General features: G+C 36.6%; 25 protein-coding genes. 9 read left to right on the top strand and 16 right to left on the bottom strand.

Annotated features, from left to right (window positions below):
* Positions 1-11: 11 nt before the first annotated feature.
* Together ptsP and ACXM0J_RS09925 are read right to left on the bottom strand one after the other, a co-directional pair.
* On the bottom strand, positions 12-2,864 hold the full coding sequence (gene ptsP / locus ACXM0J_RS09920; protein WP_086265588.1) for a phosphoenolpyruvate--protein phosphotransferase: 2,853 nt from the start codon (positions 2,862-2,864) through the stop codon (positions 12-14).
* Positions 2,865-3,179: 315 nt separating this feature from the next.
* Complete coding sequence (locus ACXM0J_RS09925) at positions 3,180-4,040, bottom strand: alpha/beta hydrolase family protein (RefSeq protein ID WP_086265587.1); 861 nt, start codon at positions 4,038-4,040, stop codon at positions 3,180-3,182.
* Positions 4,041-4,183: 143 nt separating this feature from the next.
* On the opposite strand from ACXM0J_RS09925, the gene ACXM0J_RS09930 reads away from it, so the two are divergent.
* Positions 4,184-4,639, top strand: coding sequence for a hypothetical protein (locus ACXM0J_RS09930; protein ID WP_086265586.1), 456 nt, complete (start codon positions 4,184-4,186; stop codon positions 4,637-4,639).
* Positions 4,640-4,664: 25 nt separating this feature from the next.
* Here ACXM0J_RS09930 and ACXM0J_RS09935 read toward each other — a convergent pair whose 3' ends face one another.
* The 3 genes from ACXM0J_RS09935 to brnQ form a co-directional block, all read right to left on the bottom strand.
* Positions 4,665-4,919, bottom strand: coding sequence for a hypothetical protein (locus tag ACXM0J_RS09935; RefSeq protein WP_005068965.1), 255 nt, complete (start codon positions 4,917-4,919; stop codon positions 4,665-4,667).
* 259 nt (positions 4,920-5,178) lie between these two features.
* Positions 5,179-5,598, bottom strand: coding sequence for a GlcG/HbpS family heme-binding protein (locus ACXM0J_RS09940; protein ID WP_086265585.1), 420 nt, complete (start codon positions 5,596-5,598; stop codon positions 5,179-5,181).
* 189 nt (positions 5,599-5,787) lie between these two features.
* A complete protein-coding gene (gene brnQ / locus ACXM0J_RS09945) occupies positions 5,788-7,089 on the bottom strand; it encodes a branched-chain amino acid transport system II carrier protein (protein ID WP_086265584.1) in 1,302 nt (433 codons plus the stop codon).
* Between the two features lie 352 nt (positions 7,090-7,441).
* On the opposite strand from brnQ, the gene map reads away from it, so the two are divergent.
* Positions 7,442-8,236 (top strand): type I methionyl aminopeptidase, encoded by a 795-nt coding sequence (map, locus tag ACXM0J_RS09950; RefSeq protein ID WP_086265583.1) that lies wholly within the window; start codon positions 7,442-7,444, stop codon positions 8,234-8,236.
* A gap of 45 nt (positions 8,237-8,281) precedes the next feature.
* Here the strand turns inward: map and ACXM0J_RS09955 are convergent, their stop codons facing one another.
* Positions 8,282-9,181 carry a LysR family transcriptional regulator gene (locus ACXM0J_RS09955; protein ID WP_086265582.1) on the bottom strand — a complete coding sequence of 300 codons (900 nt, stop codon included), beginning with the start codon at positions 9,179-9,181 and terminating at the stop codon, positions 8,282-8,284.
* A gap of 241 nt (positions 9,182-9,422) precedes the next feature.
* Between ACXM0J_RS09955 and ACXM0J_RS09960 the strand changes: the two genes are divergently transcribed.
* Positions 9,423-9,746 carry a hypothetical protein gene (locus ACXM0J_RS09960; RefSeq protein ID WP_479750476.1) on the top strand — a complete coding sequence of 108 codons (324 nt, stop codon included), beginning with the start codon at positions 9,423-9,425 and terminating at the stop codon, positions 9,744-9,746.
* A gap of 47 nt (positions 9,747-9,793) precedes the next feature.
* On the opposite strand, the gene grxD is transcribed toward ACXM0J_RS09960, so the two are convergent.
* A complete protein-coding gene (grxD, locus tag ACXM0J_RS09965; RefSeq protein ID WP_002120913.1) occupies positions 9,794-10,135 on the bottom strand; it encodes a Grx4 family monothiol glutaredoxin in 342 nt (113 codons plus the stop codon).
* A 227-nt stretch (positions 10,136-10,362) separates the two neighbouring features.
* On the opposite strand from grxD, the gene ACXM0J_RS09970 reads away from it, so the two are divergent.
* Positions 10,363-11,571: an aspartate aminotransferase family protein gene (locus ACXM0J_RS09970; RefSeq protein WP_086265580.1), complete on the top strand. Its 1,209-nt coding sequence runs from the start codon at positions 10,363-10,365 to the stop codon at positions 11,569-11,571.
* Between the two features lie 57 nt (positions 11,572-11,628).
* Here the strand turns inward: ACXM0J_RS09970 and ACXM0J_RS09975 are convergent, their stop codons facing one another.
* The 3 genes from ACXM0J_RS09975 to ACXM0J_RS09985 all read right to left on the bottom strand — a co-directional run bounded on the left by ACXM0J_RS09975 (position 11,629) and on the right by ACXM0J_RS09985 (position 13,208).
* The gene (locus ACXM0J_RS09975) at positions 11,629-12,060 is read right to left on the bottom strand and encodes a CBS domain-containing protein (RefSeq protein ID WP_004791938.1); all 432 of its coding nucleotides are present in this window, start codon (positions 12,058-12,060) and stop codon (positions 11,629-11,631) included.
* Between the two features lie 147 nt (positions 12,061-12,207).
* Entirely contained in the window at positions 12,208-12,582 is a 375-nt protein-coding gene (locus ACXM0J_RS09980) for a DUF2750 domain-containing protein (protein ID WP_025470625.1), read from the bottom strand.
* 392 nt (positions 12,583-12,974) lie between these two features.
* Positions 12,975-13,208, bottom strand: a complete 234-nt coding sequence (locus ACXM0J_RS09985) for an SEL1-like repeat protein (protein ID WP_002121063.1) — start codon at positions 13,206-13,208, stop codon at positions 12,975-12,977.
* 216 nt (positions 13,209-13,424) lie between these two features.
* Between ACXM0J_RS09985 and ACXM0J_RS09990 the strand changes: the two genes are divergently transcribed.
* The 5 genes from ACXM0J_RS09990 to ACXM0J_RS10010 all read left to right on the top strand — a co-directional run bounded on the left by ACXM0J_RS09990 (position 13,425) and on the right by ACXM0J_RS10010 (position 17,121).
* Entirely contained in the window at positions 13,425-13,784 is a 360-nt protein-coding gene (locus ACXM0J_RS09990; protein ID WP_002120892.1) for a hypothetical protein, read from the top strand.
* Positions 13,785-13,883: 99 nt separating this feature from the next.
* Positions 13,884-14,210, top strand: a complete 327-nt coding sequence (locus ACXM0J_RS09995; RefSeq protein ID WP_002120920.1) for a hypothetical protein — start codon at positions 13,884-13,886, stop codon at positions 14,208-14,210.
* 120 nt (positions 14,211-14,330) lie between these two features.
* Positions 14,331-15,443, top strand: coding sequence for a signal recognition particle-docking protein FtsY (gene ftsY / locus ACXM0J_RS10000; RefSeq protein ID WP_019767698.1), 1,113 nt, complete (start codon positions 14,331-14,333; stop codon positions 15,441-15,443).
* A gap of 189 nt (positions 15,444-15,632) precedes the next feature.
* Complete coding sequence (locus ACXM0J_RS10005) at positions 15,633-16,229, top strand: nitroreductase family protein (RefSeq protein ID WP_031948528.1); 597 nt, start codon at positions 15,633-15,635, stop codon at positions 16,227-16,229.
* Positions 16,230-16,449: 220 nt separating this feature from the next.
* A complete protein-coding gene (locus ACXM0J_RS10010; RefSeq protein ID WP_086265578.1) occupies positions 16,450-17,121 on the top strand; it encodes a YccT family protein in 672 nt (223 codons plus the stop codon).
* A gap of 64 nt (positions 17,122-17,185) precedes the next feature.
* Here ACXM0J_RS10010 and ACXM0J_RS10015 read toward each other — a convergent pair whose 3' ends face one another.
* From ACXM0J_RS10015 to ACXM0J_RS10040, 6 genes are all read right to left on the bottom strand, one after another.
* A complete protein-coding gene (locus ACXM0J_RS10015; RefSeq protein WP_086265577.1) occupies positions 17,186-17,485 on the bottom strand; it encodes a cyd operon YbgE family protein in 300 nt (99 codons plus the stop codon).
* Positions 17,486-17,587, bottom strand: a complete 102-nt coding sequence (gene cydX / locus ACXM0J_RS10020; RefSeq protein WP_002120988.1) for a cytochrome bd-I oxidase subunit CydX — start codon at positions 17,585-17,587, stop codon at positions 17,486-17,488.
* A 10-nt stretch (positions 17,588-17,597) separates the two neighbouring features.
* Positions 17,598-18,743 (bottom strand): cytochrome d ubiquinol oxidase subunit II, encoded by a 1,146-nt coding sequence (cydB, locus tag ACXM0J_RS10025; protein ID WP_086265576.1) that lies wholly within the window; start codon positions 18,741-18,743, stop codon positions 17,598-17,600.
* Complete coding sequence (locus ACXM0J_RS10030) at positions 18,740-20,326, bottom strand: cytochrome ubiquinol oxidase subunit I (RefSeq protein WP_086265575.1); 1,587 nt, start codon at positions 20,324-20,326, stop codon at positions 18,740-18,742. The genes cydB and ACXM0J_RS10030 overlap by 4 nt, the downstream gene beginning before the upstream one ends.
* Complete coding sequence (gene cydP / locus ACXM0J_RS10035; RefSeq protein WP_005073962.1) at positions 20,326-20,520, bottom strand: cytochrome oxidase putative small subunit CydP; 195 nt, start codon at positions 20,518-20,520, stop codon at positions 20,326-20,328. The genes ACXM0J_RS10030 and cydP overlap by 1 nt, the downstream gene beginning before the upstream one ends.
* 378 nt (positions 20,521-20,898) lie before the next feature.
* Positions 20,899-21,507 carry an OB-fold-containig protein gene (locus ACXM0J_RS10040; RefSeq protein ID WP_002121106.1) on the bottom strand — a complete coding sequence of 203 codons (609 nt, stop codon included), beginning with the start codon at positions 21,505-21,507 and terminating at the stop codon, positions 20,899-20,901.
* Between the last annotated feature and the right edge of the window lie 2 nt (positions 21,508-21,509).

Raw genomic sequence — 21,509 nt, forward strand, 5'->3', positions numbered from 1 at the left:
ATTCCTAATTTTTACATTTCTTGTTCGGATAACTGACGTACAGCAGTAGCGCTATCACATTCAAGTGCACGCTTTGCAAGCACTTGAGCTTGGCTGTAGTTAAGTGTACGAATTTGGGCTTTAACCAAAGGAATACTATTCGGTGACATACTAAGCTCATCCACCCCTAAGCCCATTAGAATGGGTACAGCTTTTGGATCGGCTGCGAGTTCACCGCATATACCAACCCATTTGCCATGCTTATGTGCAGCTTTTACAGTTTGATCGATCAATTGCAAAATACTTGGGTGTAGTCCATCAGCTTCAGCCGATAGAATAGGGTGTCCACGGTCAATGGCTAATGTATATTGAGTTAAGTCATTTGTTCCGATACTAAAAAAGTCCACTTCTTGCGCGAGGATAGGTGCAAGTAAAGCAGCAGAAGGAACTTCAATCATGATCCCAATTTGTAAGTCGGCGCATGGATATGTCGCTTTAACTTCATCAAGAATAGCTTTTGCAGCACGCCATTCTTCTACACGTCCAATCATTGGAAACATAATTCTTAAAGGGCGGTCATCTGCAGCTTTAAGCAGAGCAATAAGTTGTTGACGCAACAGCTCTGGCTGTCTTAGCGTTAAACGAATACCTCTCAATCCTAAAAATGGGTTTTCTTCTTCAGCAATTGGAAGGTAAGGGAGTGGTTTGTCACCACCTACATCTAACGTACGTACTACGAGGGGACGGCCTGCAAGAGCATCTAAAACGATGCGATAATCTGCTTCTTGGGTAGCTTCACTGGGAGCGCTACTATGGGCCATAAAAACAAGTTCAGTTCTAAGTAGGCCAATTGCTTCGGCACCACATTCTACTGCATGAGGGGTCGCTTGAACTTTTCCTAAATTGGCAGCAATTTCGATTTGGTGTTGATCCAGAGTAATTGCAGGTTCTTGGCTATGACGTTCAGCTTCTTCACGAATTTTTTTCTGAAGCTCTCGCTCTTGTTTCGCTTGTTCGATTTGTTGAGCATTAGGATTTAAGATAAAAGCTCCGGTATCTCCATTAATTAAAAGAGAACTTTTTTGCTCAATATCTAGTACTTGATCACCAGCGCCAACAATTGCAGGGATACCTAGAGCACGAGCAACAATAGCACTATGAGCGCTTGCACCACCTACGGCGGTCAAAATACCTGCTACACGATCTTTATTAAGGCGGGCTACATCACTTGGTCCGACGTCATACATAATCAATATATAAGGTTCTTTAGGTTCTTCGATGATGACCTCACCGCAGAGTTGAGCCAAAACGCGATCACCAATATCACGTAAGTCTGTAGCACGCTCAGCTAATAATCGATCTGGTAAAGCTGCTTGCTCTTTGGCTGCTGCTTCAATATGCTCATGCCAAGCAGCAGGAGCAGAAAGATTTAGGTTAATCTTTTGATAAACACCATTAATAAGATCTGGGTCATCAAGCATTTCCAAATGTGCTTGGAAGATTTGCTTAATTTCAGCAAATTCAGATTTTGCAATAACTTGGTGAATATTGTTTTTAACTGCGTGAAGTGCAATATCAAGTTTTTCTTTTTCTGCTTTGACACTTAAGCCCATGCGTTCATATTGGTAAACCTTAGGTTTAATTACATGTACAGGGCCAAAAGTTAAACCGCTTGAAGCAGCAATTCCTGTATTTGCGCTAAGTGGTTTTGAATGGCTTGGGATTTCACTAGATTGCTCTACTTTGATGTCTGAAGATTGTATAGGTTCAACTTCTTCACCTAAGCCTTGTTGCACTGCCAGAATAACTTTATCTAAAGCTTCAACTGCATCCGTTTCTGGTTCAGCAATGAAACGTAAAGTTTGACCGCGTTTACAACCTAAAGCTAAGAGACGTGTCAAACTTTTAGCTGAAACAAAATTGCCTTCATCTACTGCGACTTGCATATCACCTTGAAAACTTTTTGTTAAGTTTACTAAATGAGTTGCTGGTCGAGCATGTAATCCATGTGCATTAGCGAGTACAACAGAACGGTGGGGCCAATCGGGAATAACATCTGCACCAATGATTTTAGCAATTTCATTTGGTGCTTGTGTTTGGTCTAATTGTGCAACTTGCTCTGGATTAAACAGAATATCAATCAGTCGATTAAATCTCTGGCTATCTAATTGTTCATTGGCAGCTATACAAACTAGCGTATTTAATTTTTGTCCGCCTAGGTCTAAAGCATGGCGGGGCTTTACAATACTGATTGCTGGTTGTTGAACAAACTTACTGCTTGAAATAGACCAGATTTGATCTTGTAGTTGAATAACTTGATCAGGGTCAAGTGAACTTAGAAAACCGCACTTTACGAAATTGTGTTTTTTTAGAATCTGAGAAGCAGACCAAAATAAATCTTCAATATCTTGAGATTCAATTTCAGTTTGAATTAAATTTTCATGCAAAGTTAGAGATAATGGTTGAGCTTGTAAGATTTCAATAATTTGTTCAGGTTGTTTAGCATTTTTTACCTGTTCACTTACATCATGCATTAAAGCACGAGTTAATATTTGTAGAACTTGTAAATGTTCATCAGATTTTGCCGCAATAACAACAGCTAAATAAATTCTGTTTTCACCATCCCATATAATTCCTTCTGGAAAATGAGCTAAACGGATACCTGTTTCTAAAATAAATTCGCGAGATTGGGGGGTGCCGTGGGGAATAGCAATACCTTGACCTAAATAGGTGGCACTTTGCTGTTCCCGATTGATGAGTCCTGTAATGTAGTCAGGTGTAACTAACCCATCTTTTACCAATATATCTACTAGACACTGTAATGCATGCTTTTTATCAACAGCATGTTGATTCATATGAATATGTCGAGGCTCTAGTGCTAGCATACTTATCCTTGAACAATTTCTTTGGTTTAGCTAAACAGAAAAAAAGAAGCTGTTTGTATTAAAAATAGGTTAGTTTAACCGTTTTTAAACAACAGCTTCGTATAAATAACGATAGCAGAACTTTAAAGCTATATCGACGTATTTACGTAAAAAATGCTTGTTTTTAATACAAAGGAATAGGTGATTAATATATTTTAATTTTCTATGATAATTATTAGGTTAATAAGGTAACTTTATAAAAGAAGTGGGTATTAATATTAAAAAAACCTCTATACCGGATTACGGGTATAGAGGCAAAAGTAAAAGATCCATAGATTAGTGTTGGATTTCTTTTTCTAAAAGTGACCATAAATTTTGATGTGATTTTTTAAAGATTAGCATGTGCCCAATTGATTTATGCCCAAGTTTCATGGGATTTAGCTCTAGCATTTTTGTGGGTGCATTAGGATAGAGTTTTAATAAATCTTCAACGTTGCGCTTGGTTGCAATTTCATCGTCACTTGCCCAAATAGAAGTAATAGGGCAGATAATTTCAGTATGAAAATCATGGTGGATTGTTTTACCAATAGCATTTTTCACATAGCCAGGATGGCTGCAAAATTCTCGCCATTGTTGGGCGACTTTTTTAGGTAAGTTTTCTCCCATTCCAATAAATTGAGTAGCACCATAACCTTTAAAAGCACTAGAAATTGGAAATATGACATTGAACATTACTGGTGCTAAAAACTTGGTTTTACCTTTAAGACCTTTTACATGGCCAGTGGAACCTGCGACCGCGATAACTTTTGCTACTTTATGAAAATTAGGCACAATTCCTAATAACTGTCCTCCAGCACTATGGCCAAGAAGAGTAACTTGCTGTGCTTCGGTTTTCCCCAGTAAAGTATCAATTGCACAAGGGATATCAAGAGTTCCCCAATCATTAATACTTGCAGTACTTTGCTTTAACGGCCCATGCAATGAATCTCCAATTCCACGGAAATCAAAGCTTAATACATCATAGCCTTGATGACTTAACCAGTTAGCAAAAGAATGATAAAAGTTTTTGGTAATACCTGTTGCCGGACAGATCAACACGGGATTTGCTGACTTTGGGGATTGAGCTGGATAAAAATGTGCTGCAAGTTGATAACCGTCTTTGCAGGTCATCCAAAATGATTCAAAAGTGTTATCCATAATATTAAGTAAAGATTGGTTTATTGATGACTTTAAATTTACATGAGTTCCAAAATGAAACTTGATTAAAATGTGACTGCAAAGTCAATATTTATGTTATATAGCTCATTAAATTTTCAATAAAACGAATAATTGGAAAAAAGATGGATTTATCGAAAGCTGTACAGCTTGCAATTGTGTTTAGTGGCGTATTTTTATGGATAGGGATGTTAACTGGGGTATGGAAATATTGGCAAATACGCCGCTCAGCATTAAGTCGTGCGCATTATTATGTGGATATCGCTCATCGAAGTAGTTTGCTCTATGCAGCTGCTAGCCTAATTTTAGCTGTATTAAGTTATTTTACTGTTTTAAATGAAAATATTACTTTATGGTGTGTATTGGCAAATATTCTATTTTTTAGTTTTTCAATTCTGGTTTATATCATACATGGCTATTTACAGGATACGACAAATCAATTCAAACGTCCGCACAAGTTAGGTCGTTTTAGCTTGCCTTCATGGCTAATGTCTTTGATGATGTTAGGATTGATTGTGACTGAATTAGTAGCTACGGCTATTTTAGTTATCGGAACAATTTTTTTATTTTTAGTTATATAAAAATGGATGATCGCTCATCCATTTTTTAAGTATTCGAGTTTTGTTGACTAAGACGTCTTTTAGCTAGTTTTCGCATCTTATGATCGACAAAGGCCCACACACAAAATATGAAAGAAACAACCATCGCATACATAAAGTATTCGGGTTTCAGATTTCCTTTAATCATACCTTGAAACAGTAAAGTCAGCATAAGAGCAAGCGGTGTTACTCCATAAACAACTGAATCTTTGCTGTTCAGAGTGTTAATGAAGACTTGTTTGTTGAAATGTAATGATAACATCTCCATCCCTCCTTGTGGTTGCGCTAAAACCGAATGTTTTAGTCAAGAATAAGTTTAATGTTGTACTGCTATTTTGGGTTCAATTCAATAGTCAATAGAAAAAAATTTAAGCAATTTTATAAAAAGCTCTATGTTTATAAATAGTTAAGGTATAAGAAAAGTAAATATTAAATATTTTTGTATAAAATGCATAATATTTTTGAAAAGAGAAATGTTTAAGTGAAAATTATAATAATTTCTCTTTTCTGCAAGAATTGGTTTAATTACTTTGTTTTTTCAAAAAAGTATCAATCGCATGTTGAGCAATTTCTGCATCTTCAAAAGATTGAACACCAGAAACACCAATAGCCCCTAGAATTTGGCCTTCATAAATAATTGGTTTTCCACCTTCTAACATTCCTTGCGCACTAGGCATGCTTAAAAAACCTAAGCGTCCATTTTGTAGAAGTTCTTCATAGAATTTTGAAGGTCTACCTGATATTGAAGAACATTTTGCTTTTTCTAAACATAAATGTGAGGATAAAGGCGAGGCGCCGTCTAATCGTTTCATAAATAGTAGAGAACTTGTTTCATCAACAATAGCGATACTGACTTTAAAGTTGTGCTCAATTGCATATTTTTGAGCTTCGTCCATTAAAAACTCTGCATCGGCTTGTGTTAGGTAATATTTGCTTTTCATTGTTGCTCTTCTTTCCTAGTAAGCTAAAAATTATTTTAGTGTAATTTTACAGTAAAAAATGATTATATCTATAGTTGATTTGTCATTGAAAGTAGTATGGAAATAAAATGCCGGTTGGGTAAACTCAGCATTTTATTCAATATATAAAATCATGTTTGGGTAAAACTCGATTTCAAAAGAGACACTAAATTAAATGTTTTTAAATTTAACTTTGTCGATAATTACGGTAATTGCTAGAACAACTAGAGATGGGATCAACCAAGCTAAATTTTGTTCATTTAAAGGTAAATGTTGAAGAAATTCAGGTAAATAATCTCCAAAACCAGCAACTTTAATACCATCAATAATACCGAAAATTAAAGCAATACTTGTTACCGAACCCACAATAAAAGAAGGTTTTTGCCAAAATTTCCAAAAGAAGCTCAGCATAATCACAACAATTGCAGGGGGATAAATTGCGCTTAAAACAGGTACTGATACAGCAATAAGTTTGGTTAATCCAAGATTAGAAATAATGAAAGAGAAACCAACTAAAATGAATACTAAAAGTTTGTAAGGCAATTTAGTTAACTGTGCAAAATACTCACCGCAAGCACAAGTTAAGCCAATCGCTGTCACCATACATGCTAGAAAAATTAGGCCAGTTAAGAATAATGAACCCATATTGCCAAAAGCATGTTGAACATATGCATGTAGAATTACTGCACCATTTGCTGCATTTGGCGCAACTTCGTGACTACCTACACCTAATTTGAATAAGCTTAAATAGACTAAAGTAAGACCTGCACCGGAAATAAGGCTGGCAATAATCGCATACTTAGTCACTAATTTTTTATCGGTAACACCACGCGAATAAATCGCTTGAATAATTACGATACCAAATACTAGTGCGCCTAAAGTATCCATAGTGAGGTAACCATTTACGAAACCTTCCGAAACCGGAGATTCAACGTAATGGTTGATTGGAGCAGGGACGTAACCCGCTGGGATCATAACTGCTGCAATGCCTAAAATTGCTAAAGCAATAATTTTTAGCGGAGCAAGCACATGACCCACTGTATCTAATAACTTGTTAGGATAAAGTGAAACTACAGTTACAAAAGAAAAATAAATTGCACTGTAAATTAAAAGGCTAGTATTTGATGTTCCAAAATAAGAAGAAAAACCAATTTCGTAAGAAACAGTAGCTGTACGTGGAGTAGCAAATAAAGGGCCTACTGATAAATAACAAACTACGGTTAAAATCAGACTTGCTACACGACCTAAAGGAGAGCTAATAATTTCAATGGAACCCTGCATACGAGAGAGTGCCATGATGGTAATTACGGGTAAACCAACTGCAGTAATCAAAAAGCCTATAGCGGCTAGCCATACATGATCACCGGCTTGTTGAGCGACAATGGGAGGAAAGATAATATTGCCAGCCCCAATAAAAAGGGCAAAGGTCATAAAACCTAGGGCAATAATATCTCCAGTACGAAGATGTTGCATAAATTAAAATTAATAAAAAAGAAGGAATTTTAGAGCAAAAGAGAGCATGATCAAGCGGTATTTTATGTGAAAAAGATTTTTTTCGAAGCTCAAAATCCATTAATAGATATTAAAAATATCAACTGGTTAAGGTATGTAATTGAAAAACCATTGAAAGAATCTGGGAAATTATTTTTTATATCTGACTTTTTAAAGAAATTATGCAAGAATAAAAATATAAATTTCTATTATGACTGTTGAATATTTGGGCATATAAAGCTTCCAGCCTATCCTATATCCGTTCTAAAATATTCTAAATTAACTTACATTTTTGTAGGTATTGTAAAAGCAGTACCTACGAGGATAAAACCGAATGAGAGCTTCTACTGTTACAATAAAAACTGAACAAGATCTAGAAAAGTTAAGAGTTTCTGGACGTCTTGCTGCGAAAGTTTTAGAAATGATAGGGGCATATATTAAACCGGGTGTATCTACGGAATATTTAGATAATCTGTGTAATGACTATATTGTAAATACTCTAAAAGTTATTCCTGCGAATGTGGGTTATCATGGTTTCACTAAAACAATATGTACATCAGTAAATGAAGTAGTTTGCCATGGAATTCCGTCACCGAATAAGATTTTAAAAGATGGCGATATTATTAATATTGATGTTGCCATTATTAAAGATGGCTATTTTGGTGATACGAGCCGTATGTATTTTGTGGGTAATGTAAATCCACAGGCAAAAAAACTTGTCGAAACAACATATGAGGCAATGGTTGCTGGTATTCATACTGTTAAGCCTGGAGCTACGTTAGGCGATATTGGCTATGCTATTCAGTCGGTTGCTCATCGAGAGGGATATAGTATTGTTCGCGAATATTGTGGACATGGGATTGGTAAGGTTTATCATGAGCAACCCAATATTTTGCATTATGGGCAGCGCGGACAAGGCATGGTCTTAAAGAAAGGTATGGTATTTACTATTGAACCTATGATTAATGCAGGTAGGCCACAGGTAAAAGAGTTAAATGATGGATGGACCGTCGTTACTCAGGATCTTTCGCTATCTGCTCAATGGGAACATATGGTTGCAGTAACAGATACTGGCTTTGAACTATTAACGCCTTGGCCTGAAGGTGTAGGAAACTATCCTATAATTTGAATAATAAAAAAGTTCGATAATTGTCGAACTTTTTTTTAATTCATTTTAGTGTTCGGAAAGATGTTCTACTAAATAATCAATAAACACTCGAACAGCAGGTAGCAACCCTCGGCGTGATGGATAAACTGCATGGAATACACCATGTGGTGCTTTCCATTCGGGTAAGATTGGTAGGAGTTGCCCAGATTTTACAAAATCTTCTGCTGCGCTCTCAGGTAATAAAGCGATGCCACAGCTTTGACTAGCCAATTGCGCTAACATGTGAATATTTGTGCCCATTACAGTAGGACTGACTTTGACTTTCTTTTGCTGATTATCAGGGCCATGTAAAATGAATTGTTGATCAAGATGTTCTTCAGATAAACTTAAAATGCGGTGTTCGCTAAGTTGTTCAGGATTTTTTATATCTCCAAATTCATTTAAATATGCCTGACTTGCGAATAGACTTTGTTGTATAAGGGCAAACTGTCTAAGAACTAAACTTGGATCGTCATCAAGTTTTGAACGAATACGTAAAGCAATATCAATTCCTTCATTAATGACATCTACTCGACGATTGCTGACCATAAGTTGCAAACGAATTTCTGGATATTTTTTTAAGAAAGCAGGCAGGATTTTAGGAAGTTGATTTTGAGCAATATCAACAGGAACACTAACTTTTACAACACCTCTAGGTTGAATACTTAGATGATCAACCAGATCGTGAGCAGCTTGTGCAGCATTCATCATGACCTGAGCATGTCTATAAATATCCATCCCAATATCTGTAACAGCAAAGTGGCGTGAGCTACGTTGAATCAGGCGAACTCCTAAATTCTCTTCGAGGCTGTACACGCGACGGCTTAATTTTGATTTTGGTATATCCGTTACACGCTCAGCAGCACTAAAGCCACCATGCTCAACGACGAGAGCAAAACAATAAAAATCATCAAGATCAGTGAGCATTAAAATATCCTATTTCTGCAACAACCATGATTTTACATTATTATTTTTGCAACGATAATTTTTAAACTAAATTTTTTGTAATTAAAACATATACTAACATATTCAGTTTAAGTGAAAAAATAAATTACATTGTAATTACGATGTGATTTTAATGTGTATTTTCTACTAAGTGTCTATAGCCTTTTCTAGAACTTTTAATTAATTTCTCTTACACTATCATTTTCCTTATTTCTCAAATCTAATGCACTATCAATTGATTGAATTTAACGATGCTTCTGCGAATATTGAATGTCCATTTTGCAAACAAGTGATAATTGACTGGGCACAAGAACAGTATGTTCAGCCATGTGAACATACTTTATTTATTGCTATGGACTTAGGGTTTGAATTTATTGCTGATCGATTTGAAGAGTGTATGGATCAGAGTGTAGATGAGTTACATGAACATCCGAATATGAATATTTTTGAAGCTCTCACAACAACAACTTATGAAAATCTAATTATTTTAAAATCTGATTTAGGTGTGGAAAATTTATTTCGCTATGTCGGGGTAAGTGATCGTTAAGATTGAGAGTATAAAAAAGCCAATCTATTGATTGGCTTTTTTATTATTTACGCTTCTGGCGCTGCGCTATATTGTTCAACTAATGGTTTTAATTCGCCATTTTGGAACATTTCGAGCATGATATCGCTACCGCCAATAAGTTCGCCATTTACCCAAAGTTGCGGGAATGTTGGCCAGTTCGCAATTTTGGGTAAGGTTGCACGAATATCAGGGTTTTCCAAAATATTTACATATGCAAATGGACGACCAATTTGACTGAGCGCCTCTACAGCACGTGCAGAGAAACCACATTGTGGAAACTGTGGAGTGCCTTTCATGTAAAGTAAAACGGGATGCTTCGCAATTTGATCGCGGATTAACGCTTCAGTATCACGTGCTTGTTCAGTCATAAAGAGATCCTCAACTAATCTAGCAGCATTATAGGGGGTGTTTACATCGCTTTGCAAACCACCTGATTACTTAAAGTTGCATTGAATATTCAATATTTTATTGTATAAACCGAAGTGATAGCGGAAAGCGGACGAAATTTTAGATAAATGAGTGATGAGACTTTTCATCAGAGCTAGTTTTTGCTTATATAAACCCTTCCTAAAATCTCATACAGACAGAGTTCGTTATGAATGATATTACCCTAGCTCCAATACAACCTGATCAACCATCACATTTAATGGCTACTTATGGTCGCCAAGCGATCAGTTTTGTACGAGGCCGAGGAGCATATCTATATACCGAAGATGGCACAGAATATTTAGATGCTTTAACTGGTATTGCTGTATGTGGTTTAGGTCATGCGCATCCAGCCATTGCTGCAGCAATTGCAGAACAAGCTGCAACACTGGTACATACAAGTAACCTATTTGAAATTCCTTGGCAAACGGCTGCTGCTCAGAAGCTGGCTGAAGTTTCAGGAATGGAAGAGATCTTCTTTTCAAACAGTGGTGCTGAGTCAAATGAAGGTGCCATTAAGATTGCTCGTAAATTTGGTACTCAACAAGGTATAAGTTCACCAAAGATAATTGTGGCAGAGCAATCTTTTCATGGTCGTACTTTAGCAACACTTTCAGCAACTGGTAATAAAAAAATACAAGATGGTTTTGCTCCATTAACCAGTGATTTTATTCGTGTGCCATTTGGTGATGTAGAAGCAATTCAAGAAGCTGCTTTACAGCATCCAGATATTGTTGCGATTTTGATTGAGCCAATTCAAGGTGAGGGTGGTATTAATACTGCGCCTCAGGGCTTTAGCTATCTTGAAGAAGTTCGCATCATATGTAATCAACATAACTGGCTAATGATGCTAGATGAAATCCAAACTGGTAATGGTCGTACAGGCAAGTATTTTGCTTATCAGCACACAAATATTGTACCCGATGTTCTTACGACTGCGAAAGGACTTGGTAATGGCTTTCCAGTGGGGGCTGTAATGACACAAAGTAAAGCTGTTGGCTTATTAGGACCAGGTAGTCATGGTTCTACTTACGGTGGCACAGTACTTGGTTCTCGTGTGGTTTATACAGTAATAGATACCATCCAAAAAGAAAATGCTGTAGAAAATGCGGCAGTCGTTGGTGGTTATATTGTTGATCAATTACGTGCGCAATTGGCAGATAAAAATGTGCAAGTACGTGGCTTTGGTATGATGATTGGTATTCAATTGCCTAAAGACTGTGCTGAACTCGTTGCAATTGCTCGTGATAAACACAAGCTTATTATTAATGTTACAGCTGGTTCTGTAGTGCGTTTATTGCCACCAATTAATATGACTCAAGCACAGGCTGATGACTTACTAGAGCGTTTAGTCGCTTTAATTAATAACTATCTTTAAGTTTTTTATATCAATAAAAAATGGGCATATAAATGCCCATTTTTTTATGCGAAATAATTAACCAGAAATGTACTGTTTTAACTGTTCAATGAGATTTTTCTGATCTTCCATTGCTGCTTTTACTAAGTCACCAATAGAGATAAATCCAACTAGTTTTTCATTGTCTAATACAGGTAAGTGACGTAAATGACGATCTGTCATGAGCTGCAAACATTCTTCAACCGTGTTATTTAAGCTTACCGTAAGTACTTTGGATGTCATAATTTCAGCGACTGTGGTGCTATATGATGAACGTTCCATAAGCGTTACTTTTCGCGTGTAGTCACGCTCAGATAAAATTCCGACAACTTTTTCTCCTTCAGCTACCACGAGTGCACCAATCCCTTTATCAGCCATGATCTTAATTGCTTCAAGGACAGTGGCTTCTGGAGAAATTGTAAAAATATCTTGCTCTGATTTGTTCTTGATTACTTGTGCAACGATTGTCATTTCTTCTGTCCTGTGTTTTATCATTTTGATTTAAATTAGCTTGATTTTATAAAAATGCAAAGACTTGATAGTCATTCAAATACAAGTTTCACATTCAAGCGTTCAAAAAGCATTCTATATTGATCAGTAGGAAACTAAAGAAAAGTTTTATGCTCCTTGCCAATGCGGATGTTTGAAAAAGAAATGTTGCATTTGCTGTGTAGATAACTTTAATTTTCTATGAGATGAATTAAACAGAGCAGGAGTGACGTTAAGTCGAGTTAAAGTTGGTAGTAAAGACTCATGGAAATCTTTAGGTGTAATTCTTCTTGGTTTGTAGTGGGGCCAATGCTCTTTTGCGTAGCGATGTGCCTGCAACCCATTAAGCCAAAAAGGAAAAATAAAGTCTTCCTGATCTGATTTAATTGCCCATCCTTGATGAAATAATCCCCAAAGAACCCCGCAATACATCATGGTTCTTAAAATATAAATCTTAATCATCAAGTCTCTTGAAACCGGTTGTAGATTACTTAAACTTTTCATTGTGAATTTAAAGGTTCTAACTTGTCTTGCTTATTATAAAAAAATCAGATGACATTTCAGTTTAAACAGGTATCAAATCGTAAACAAATATTCCAACTGTGAAATTCATGTCCTTTACTTAAAGCGGCTAAAGCCTGTGGTGTAACTTGATACAAACCAAGTCCGTAGTGAATTATATTTAGAGAAATTTTTATACAGGCATAAAAAACGCCACCTGAGCCATGACTGAAGTGGCGAAGTAAGGCTTTAGACAAATTGATCACTTTGGGTTTTTTACAGGTATAAAAAAACACCACCTGAGCCACGATTGAAGTGGCGAAGTAAAGCTTTTGATAAATTGATAAATTCGGGTTTTTACGGGCATAAAAAAACGCCACCTAAGTGACGTTTCTTTATGCTTGCATTGTGGCTAACTTTTGCCAATATTGTGCTTTAAGTGAGTCACGTTCAACACGGAAACCTTGATAATACAATTCTGCTAAAAACAGAGCAGCTTTACCGTGCCCAGCACGAGCAACTTCTTCTAACTGTGCAACTGCATCCTGAAAATTCATTTGAGAGTGAATTGTGTTTACTGCAGTTGCGTACACATGTTCTAAATCATGATGAGAGATACGTTGAATCATAGAAAACTCCTTATTGTAATTATGATTACTTTTTCTAAAGGCCACTGCCTTTAAATTAATTTAACTTAGAATTATTAAACTAATATTACAAATTAATGGATTTGTCAACTATTGGTGCATACCAGTTAATTCACTATTAGGATACATGATTAAACATTATTCACAAATAATTTTGAGTAAAATCAATATGAGAATAAAAGACAAGGAGAATAAAATATGACAAATACTATCGATGGCTTTGTTTTTGATACTCCACCAAGAGAGGAACAAATCATAGAACTAGCCCATTATCATCGTAAGCTATTAGACGAAGCGATCTTTCATCAAGAGATCCATTTAGGGGATTATTGTCTTGCCCAGCGCAAAAGGGTATTTGACTTTGCACGGCATTTGGAACCTGCACAAAAAAACTGGTTTTATCAAGTTTATGATGGTGAACTGAGAAAAATTGCCGACGAAGACGAACTGCATCCAGCCGATGCTGAAGAAGGTTTAAGTATTTTTGCGATGTTTTTAGTCTTGGTGATTATTGCAGCAATTTTATACTTTTCCGTTATTCGTTCACTAATAAGCTAAGTATTATGATCCAGTAAGGTATGTTTCTTGGCCTTACTGGATGTTTGATCTTGTGCTTATGAGTATTGAACCCTACACTACACTAATTCGAGGTAGGTCATGCTCATATTCAAACAAAATTTTCTTAAATTAAAGTCTGAGTTAAAAGTTGATCAATGTTTTAACCTATTTGTGGTTATTGTCATTGGTTGTATTTTTGTGCTGTCATATTTAGCATTACTTCGGCCTATTAGTCCGGAACAATATCAACGAATTATACAACTCTCTCATCAGGCTACTTATCCTAAAACTCAAGATATGGCTGAATTGCTAATAGCTCAATCAGAAATTCATAGAGCAGAGTATTTAAAGTTAATGCATGCATATCAATTTGAAGGTGCTCATATTAGACAATATCCAGCACTTGCTCAGGAAGATACTCAGTAAATAGGTTAATCAGGTTAATTCTTGGTTTCCAAAGCTTTTTGAGCACTATTGTGGCAGGCAAAATTTTGAATTTATGCTAAACTTTATATTTTTAAACGCGCTGCTTTTCAAGGAATCCGCATGGAGCAACAATCGAATATGCAAAATAAATTCTTGATAGATGCTGAGATCGGTGATGACGATGTCACATTACCTAATTTACCTGCTATCGATGTTCCCATCGTTGAATCTCCTGCTAAAGCACAAGAAAATATTGAAGTAGCTAAAGACGAAGTAGCTTCTACAGGAACAGCGGCTGAACAACCAAAAACTGGTTTTTTTGGCCGGATGAAAGAAGGCTTAACCAAAACTCGTCGTAATTTCGCTGATGGTATGGTCAATATCTTGATTGGCGGAAAGGAAATTGACGATGAATTACTTGAAGAAGTCGAAGAGCAATTATTGGTTGCAGATATTGGTGTTGAAGCAACAAAAACCATCATTACCAATTTAACAGAGCGTACAGCTCGTGGTGATTTGATCTATTCTCACTCTTTATATAAAGCGTTACAAGAAGAGTTGGTTGCTTTGTTGGCTCCACGTGTTAAGCCATTGCATATTGACCCTAATAAATCACCTTATGTGATTTTAATGGTTGGGGTAAATGGAGTGGGCAAAACTACAACTATTGGTAAGTTGGCGAAACGTTTACAAGGTGAAGGTAAAAAAGTGATGTTGGCTGCTGGTGACACATTCCGCGCCGCAGCAACTGAGCAATTACAGATCTGGGGCGAACGTAACGATATCTCTGTAGTAGCGCAAGGTCATGGAGCTGATAGTGCTTCTGTTATTTTTGATGCCTTTGAAAGTGCTCGTGCTAAAGGAATTGACGTATTAATTGCGGATACGGCAGGTCGTTTACATAATAAGAGTAACTTGATGGAAGAGCTCAAAAAAGTTAAACGTGTTATGCAAAAAATTGATGCAACTGCACCGCACGAAATTATGTTGGTGGTAGATGCAGGAACAGGTCAAAACGCGATTAACCAAGTACAAGAGTTTGATCAAGCTGTAGGTTTGACGGGTATTACCATTACCAAGTTGGATGGAACTGCGAAAGGCGGTGTACTCTTTAATATTGCAAGTCGCACCCATGTGCCAATTCGTTTTATTGGTGTAGGTGAAAAAATTGATGATTTAAGACCGTTCTCTGCTAAATCTTTTGTTGCTGCACTGTTTGAAACCGATAAGTAAATTGGTTGGTAACCTTAAAAAGCTTCACTAAATCGTGAAGCTTTTTTTATATGTATATCTTTTTTTATTGTTGCGAAAATAAAACGAACTGTCATATTTTTAATGCTGATTATGAAAAATGACTTTAATACACTGTATTCATTCCCAAACAACGGCCCTTGGTCAAATCAATAGGTAGGAAATAACAAAATGTCTACTTTCTTAGATAAAATTAAAAACCGTCGTACAATTTATGCAATTGGTAAAAACGTTGCATTAGATCGCACTAAAATTGAAGAAACTATCCGTGAAGCAGTTAAGCATAGTCCTTCAGCTTTTAACTCACAATCTTCACGTGTAGTGACACTATACGGTGAATCTCATGCTAAATTCTGGAATTTAGTTCGTGAAGCTTTGCGTAAAATTGTTCCTGCCGATGCTTTTGCAGGTACAAATGCAAAAATTGATAGCTTTGTAGCTGGTGTTGGTACGGTTTTATTTTATGAAGACCAAGCTGTTGTTAAAAGCTTACAAGAGCAATTCGAATTATATGCAGACAACTTCCCAGTATGGTCTGAACATTCAAGTGCAATTGCTCAATTTGCAACTTGGACTGCACTTTCAGAGCTTGGTTTAGGTGCATCTTTACAGCACTATAACCCAATTGTTGATGCAGATGCAGCTGAAGCATTTGATGTTCCTGCAACTTGGAAATTACGTGCTCAATTGGTATTTGGTTCAGTTGAAGCACCAGCCGGTGAAAAAGCATTTATTAATGATGCTGATCGTTTCAAAACTTTCAATTAATTTAATTGAAGTTAAAAAGAGCACCTATTTTAGGTGCTTTTTTTATGTTTTTAGAATGAATAGGAGGAATACATAAAACGAAAATTTATGAAATTCAAATACATATTTCAAAATAATAAATCAAGAAATTAGTCGATAACTGCTTTGTCATAAAATAGTCACAATCATATTGCATATTGCTCATGATTTAATAGCTTATCAAACACAGAGAAAGAGACAGATGACTTTAAGATTAGGTGTTGCTGCAATTGGTTTATTACTCAGCGGTTCGGTATTTTCAGCAGTTACAATTACGGCACCAGAGGAAATTGTAATCCTTGCGGTGAATGGTCAGGAAGTCAACTCTGGGTTATTTCGTTCATCTAAAAATAATTATAAAGTCGATGCTGGTGAAACAAGCTTAAGTGTGCGCTACCAAGAATACTTTGAACATTTAAGCGGGGAGCATGACATTGTTAAATCTGGAGTAGTTACAATTCAAACTCCGGCTCTCAAAGATGGGCAAACTTATAAGCTCGCAATGGTAGATGCACCAAAACAATTTGAACAGGCTAAGAAATATGCTGAGCAACCAACAGTGGCTTTGTACAGCGCAAATAATGAATTAATCGTACAACAAACTGGTGCAAACAATGAGGCAAAACCATGGTTTGCAACTGGCTTGTTGGGTAAAGTCACTGACTTTACGACTAAATCATCTAAATCGCAGCCTGAGGCAGTGTATGCCTCTGCTAAACCTACTTCTGCTCAGGTGGCTGTACCAGCTCCAACATCTATGCCTGTAACAGGTGTAGCCCAAACGAATGATCAACGTTTAGTTGAAACCTGGCAGAAAGCTTCTAAAGCTGAGCGTCAAAAATTTATGGCATGGTTAGCTGAACAATCAAATTAATTTACTATTAGTACCTATTAAGTTGGTTGAAATGAAAAAAGACCTCAGATGAGGTCTTTTTGATTTAGGTTAGGAACCAGATGTAATAGCCTAAAAGCATGAGAGGCCAAGCCACCCATGGGCTAAATAACCACTTCCATAACCAGAAGTTGGGTACGAAACCCACTCCGTAAATAAATCCACCAGAAATACCAATCATGACCAGCATAAGCAGGCTATGATTGTAGTGCCCATTAGCATCTAGCATGAGTGAAGGGTAAACCAACAAAATTGCAGCAAGAGGCAATGCCAACAGAAAAGAAAGGGCCATTGCAAATGCTTGAGCTTTTCGATGATTTGATGCTGTCATTGCTTTTGCCATCATTTATTCCTCATCTAAATCTTGATGATGTTCGATATAAAGCGCGCTGAGTACACCCGCAAAACATGCCATCAAAATGCCTAGGATCCATGCGAAATACCACATAGTCTTCTCCTTAATACAAGCTATGCGAGTTTGACTCGATATGTTTGTTAGTAATGACTCCCCACATTTTGTAATAAGACCAACTGGTATAGATCAAAATAAGAGGAACAAATATACAGGCAGCAACTGTCATAACGCCTAAAGTAAGGTGGCTTGATACAGCATCCCACATTGTCAAGCTAGAGTTAGGATTAATACTAGATGGAAGTAGGAAAGGGAATAGGGCAAAACCAGCAGTTAAAATTGCTCCTACAATCATTAAACTTGTACCAGTAAAACTTAGACCTGCTTTTGCTTTTGAAGATGCAACAATTGCAATGATTGCGCCTAATATGGCAAGAACAGGGGCAACTTTAGTCACTGGATAGGTACTGTAATTGTTCATCCAACCTGGATTGCTATTGGTAACCACTTCTTTAGCTAGAGGGTTAAGCGCAGCATTTGGATCTATAACAACAGCATAGCTATAACCTGGCACTTGCCCGAAATACAGCCATGCTCCAATTACAAGGAAACAAATTAAAAAGATAATTGCCATAATTTGAGTGGCTTTGGCGGAGCGTTGTTTTAAAGCTTCATCAGTACGTAGCATGAGCCACGCACCTCCATGTGCACAAAGCATAGACAAACTTACCACACCGCAAACTAGAGCAAAGGGGTTAAGAAGAGCAAAAAAGCTGCCTGTATATTCAGAGCGTAATGTGCTATCTAAACTAAAAGGAATACCTAAAAATAAATTACCGAATGCCACACCAAACACAAGCGCTGGAACAGCACCACCGATGCATAGACCCCAGTCCCAAGAGTTACGCCATTTGGTATTTTCAAGTTTAGAGCGATAATCGAAACCTACTGGTCTTAAGAAAAGTGCAAATAGAACTAACAAGAGTGCCCAGTACATGCCTGAGAAAGCGACTGAGTAGACCATTGGCCATGCAGCAAATAGTGCACCACCCGCCGTAATAAACCAGACCTGATTACCATCCCAGTGTGGGGCAATGGTATTGATTGCAGCACGACGCTCGTTATCAGTTTTTCCAACGAAAGGCATAAGAGCCATAGACCCCATATCAAAGCCATCGGTAAGTGCGAAGCCGATGAGTAGTACACCAACTAAGACCCACCAAATGACTTTCAATAATTCATATTCAATCATGATAAAGCCTCCCCATTAACAGCTGTTTTCGGCTCTTGCTTTTCAAAATGATATTTACCAGTGTGTAAAGAACTTGGTCCTAAACGAGCAAATTTGATCATTAAATACATTTCAATAATTAAAAGAGCAGTGTAGAACGCTGCTAGCGCAATAATTGAACCCCACACGTCACCAGTACTTAAACTTGAAGCAGATAGATGTGTTGGTAGGATTTCACCAATAGACCATGGTTGACGACCACCTTCAGCTACATACCAACCAGTTTGTGCAGCAATCCAAGGAAGCGGCAGAGCAAACAATGCATATTTAAGTAGCCAAGGTTTGTTTTCAGCGTTTCTTCTTGCTACGGCCCAAGTCGCTAAAATGAAGAGTAATAGCATCAAGAAGCCAGAGGCAACCATTGCACGGAAAGAGAAAAATAGTGCTGTAACATTTGGAATAGTATCTTTTACAGCAGCTTTAATATTTTGCTCGCTTGCATCAACTACATTTGGTGCATATTTCTTAAGAAGTAGGCCATAACCTAGATCTTTTTGATTTTTTTCAAAAGAGGCCAATAACTCTGGTGAACGATCACCTGCACGTAATTTTTCAAGTTCAGCATAGGCCTGCATACCATTACGAATACGAACTTCGTGCTGTTGCATGAGATCTTTAAGACCAGTAACTTCTTTGGTTGTTGAGCGAGTTGCAATTAAACCTAATGCATATGGAATTTTAACTGCGTAATCTGTCCGCATCTCTTCATGGTTTGGTACACCAAACAAAGTAAACGGAGCAGGGGCAGGATGAGTATCCCATTCGGCTTCGATCGCAGCGAGTTTAGTTTTTTGAACATCACCTAGCTCATAGCCAGATTCGTCACCTAACAAAATCACTGAAAGTGTAGATGCGAGACCGAAAATGGCAGCAATTGCAAATGAACGACGTGCGAAAGGAAGATCACGTTTTTTTAGTAAATAATAGCTTGAGATGGCGAGTACAAAAATTGCACCAGTTACATAACCCGCAGATACAGTGTGGACGAATTTCACCTGAGCTACAGGGTTAAAGATAAGCGCGCCGAAATCAACTAATTCCATACGCATCGTTTCGAAGTTAAATGCAGCACCTACAGGGTTTTGCATCCAACCATTCGCCACTAAAATCCAAAGCGCTGACATATTCGACCCGAGAGCGACTAACCATGTTACGCCTAGATGCTGAACCTTACTTAAACGATCCCATCCGAAGAAGAATAAACCAATAAATGTAGACTCAAGAAAGAATGCCATAAGGCCTTCAATTGCTAATGGAGCACCAAAAATATCACCTACATAGTGTGAGTAATAAGCCCAGTTTGTTCCAAATTGGAACTCCATGGTTAAGCCAGTTGTTACCCCTAAAGCAAAGTTAATACCAAATAATTTTCCCCAAAATTTAGTCATATCCTTGTAAATTTCTTTACCGGAAATGACATAAGTGGTTTCCATGATGGCAAGGATAAATGCCAAACCTAGAGTTAAAGGGACGAAAAGAAAGTGATACATTGCGGTCATCGCAAATTGAAACCGCGAAAGATCAACCACGCTTTCAGAAATCATCAACGTGTCTCCTTAATGTGGGAAATGTTATCGCCAGCAATATGCTCGGCGACCTGATTGTCAAAATTTTTGGGGATGGTGGGAGCATCAAACCAAATATGTTTGATCGTTAAGAGGAGCACTATTTTTATTATTAGAATAATAGTGATTTCTTTAACTAAACGACCATTAAGATTTTTAAAATTAAGGCTCATAAATTAAACCTCATTTGATATTATTTTTATTATTAATCAAAATATAATAAAAATAAACATTAAATATATTTTAAATGAATATTTAAATAATTAATTTATATAAAACAAGTACTTAATATTTTAAAATAAATACTATACTAAAATAGTTTGAATTAATTATTAAATCCTACTAAAACACTTGTAAATAGAAATATTAAGTTTATTAAAATAGTTTGTTTTAATTTAATACCAACTAAAATGGTTGTGTATTATATTTATAAATTATATTTCAAACTAAAATGGTTGGAATAATAAATAATTAATTAAAAAGAAAATAATAAAATATAGGCGTAATAAAGCCTGTTAAAAGCAGTAAGTAAATAGAATAGTAGTAAGAATTTAATCGGGGGCGAAAAGATCGTTTGATACAGAAATTTTCTTGGCTACATAATGGCTTTTATGCACTCTGACAAGGATAACCTGAGAGTATAATTCGAGTTCGCCGTATTCTGGTTCGACTTGAACGTAGTGGAGCTGGCCGAATTCATCACGCACTCGCGCTTGGGCAGAAAACCCAGGTCTAGCATTACCACTGGAAACCGTCGCTAATCGTCCTAAAAGATTATAATTTGTATGAGTAAGCTTTGGTTTAATTACTTGGTCAAGGCAGTGAATCATGAATACAGTAAAAAAGATTGCGATGACAAGGGCTGGGACGATTAAATAAAATGGTGAAATAAAATAATGCTGGATTGCAAAGAAAGAAAGCTGTAAAAAATAACCTGCAAAACTAAAATTTATAAGTAAAAAAACGAAAATTAAAGCTTTAGAAAATTTTACGTTAAGTAGTGGCGAGTTAGAAAGCCAAACAGGTGCAATTTTTTTGAGTAATTGACTTGGACGAAGTCCAATATACATACCAATGGTTTCTACCACGCTGAGTAATATCAAAGCCACTACACTTAAGTGGAATGGCATAAGATAATAATTGAAAAAGAAATCAGCCATGG

It is taken from the genome of Acinetobacter sp. GRABPA_MV_2, from assembly GCF_056725885.1.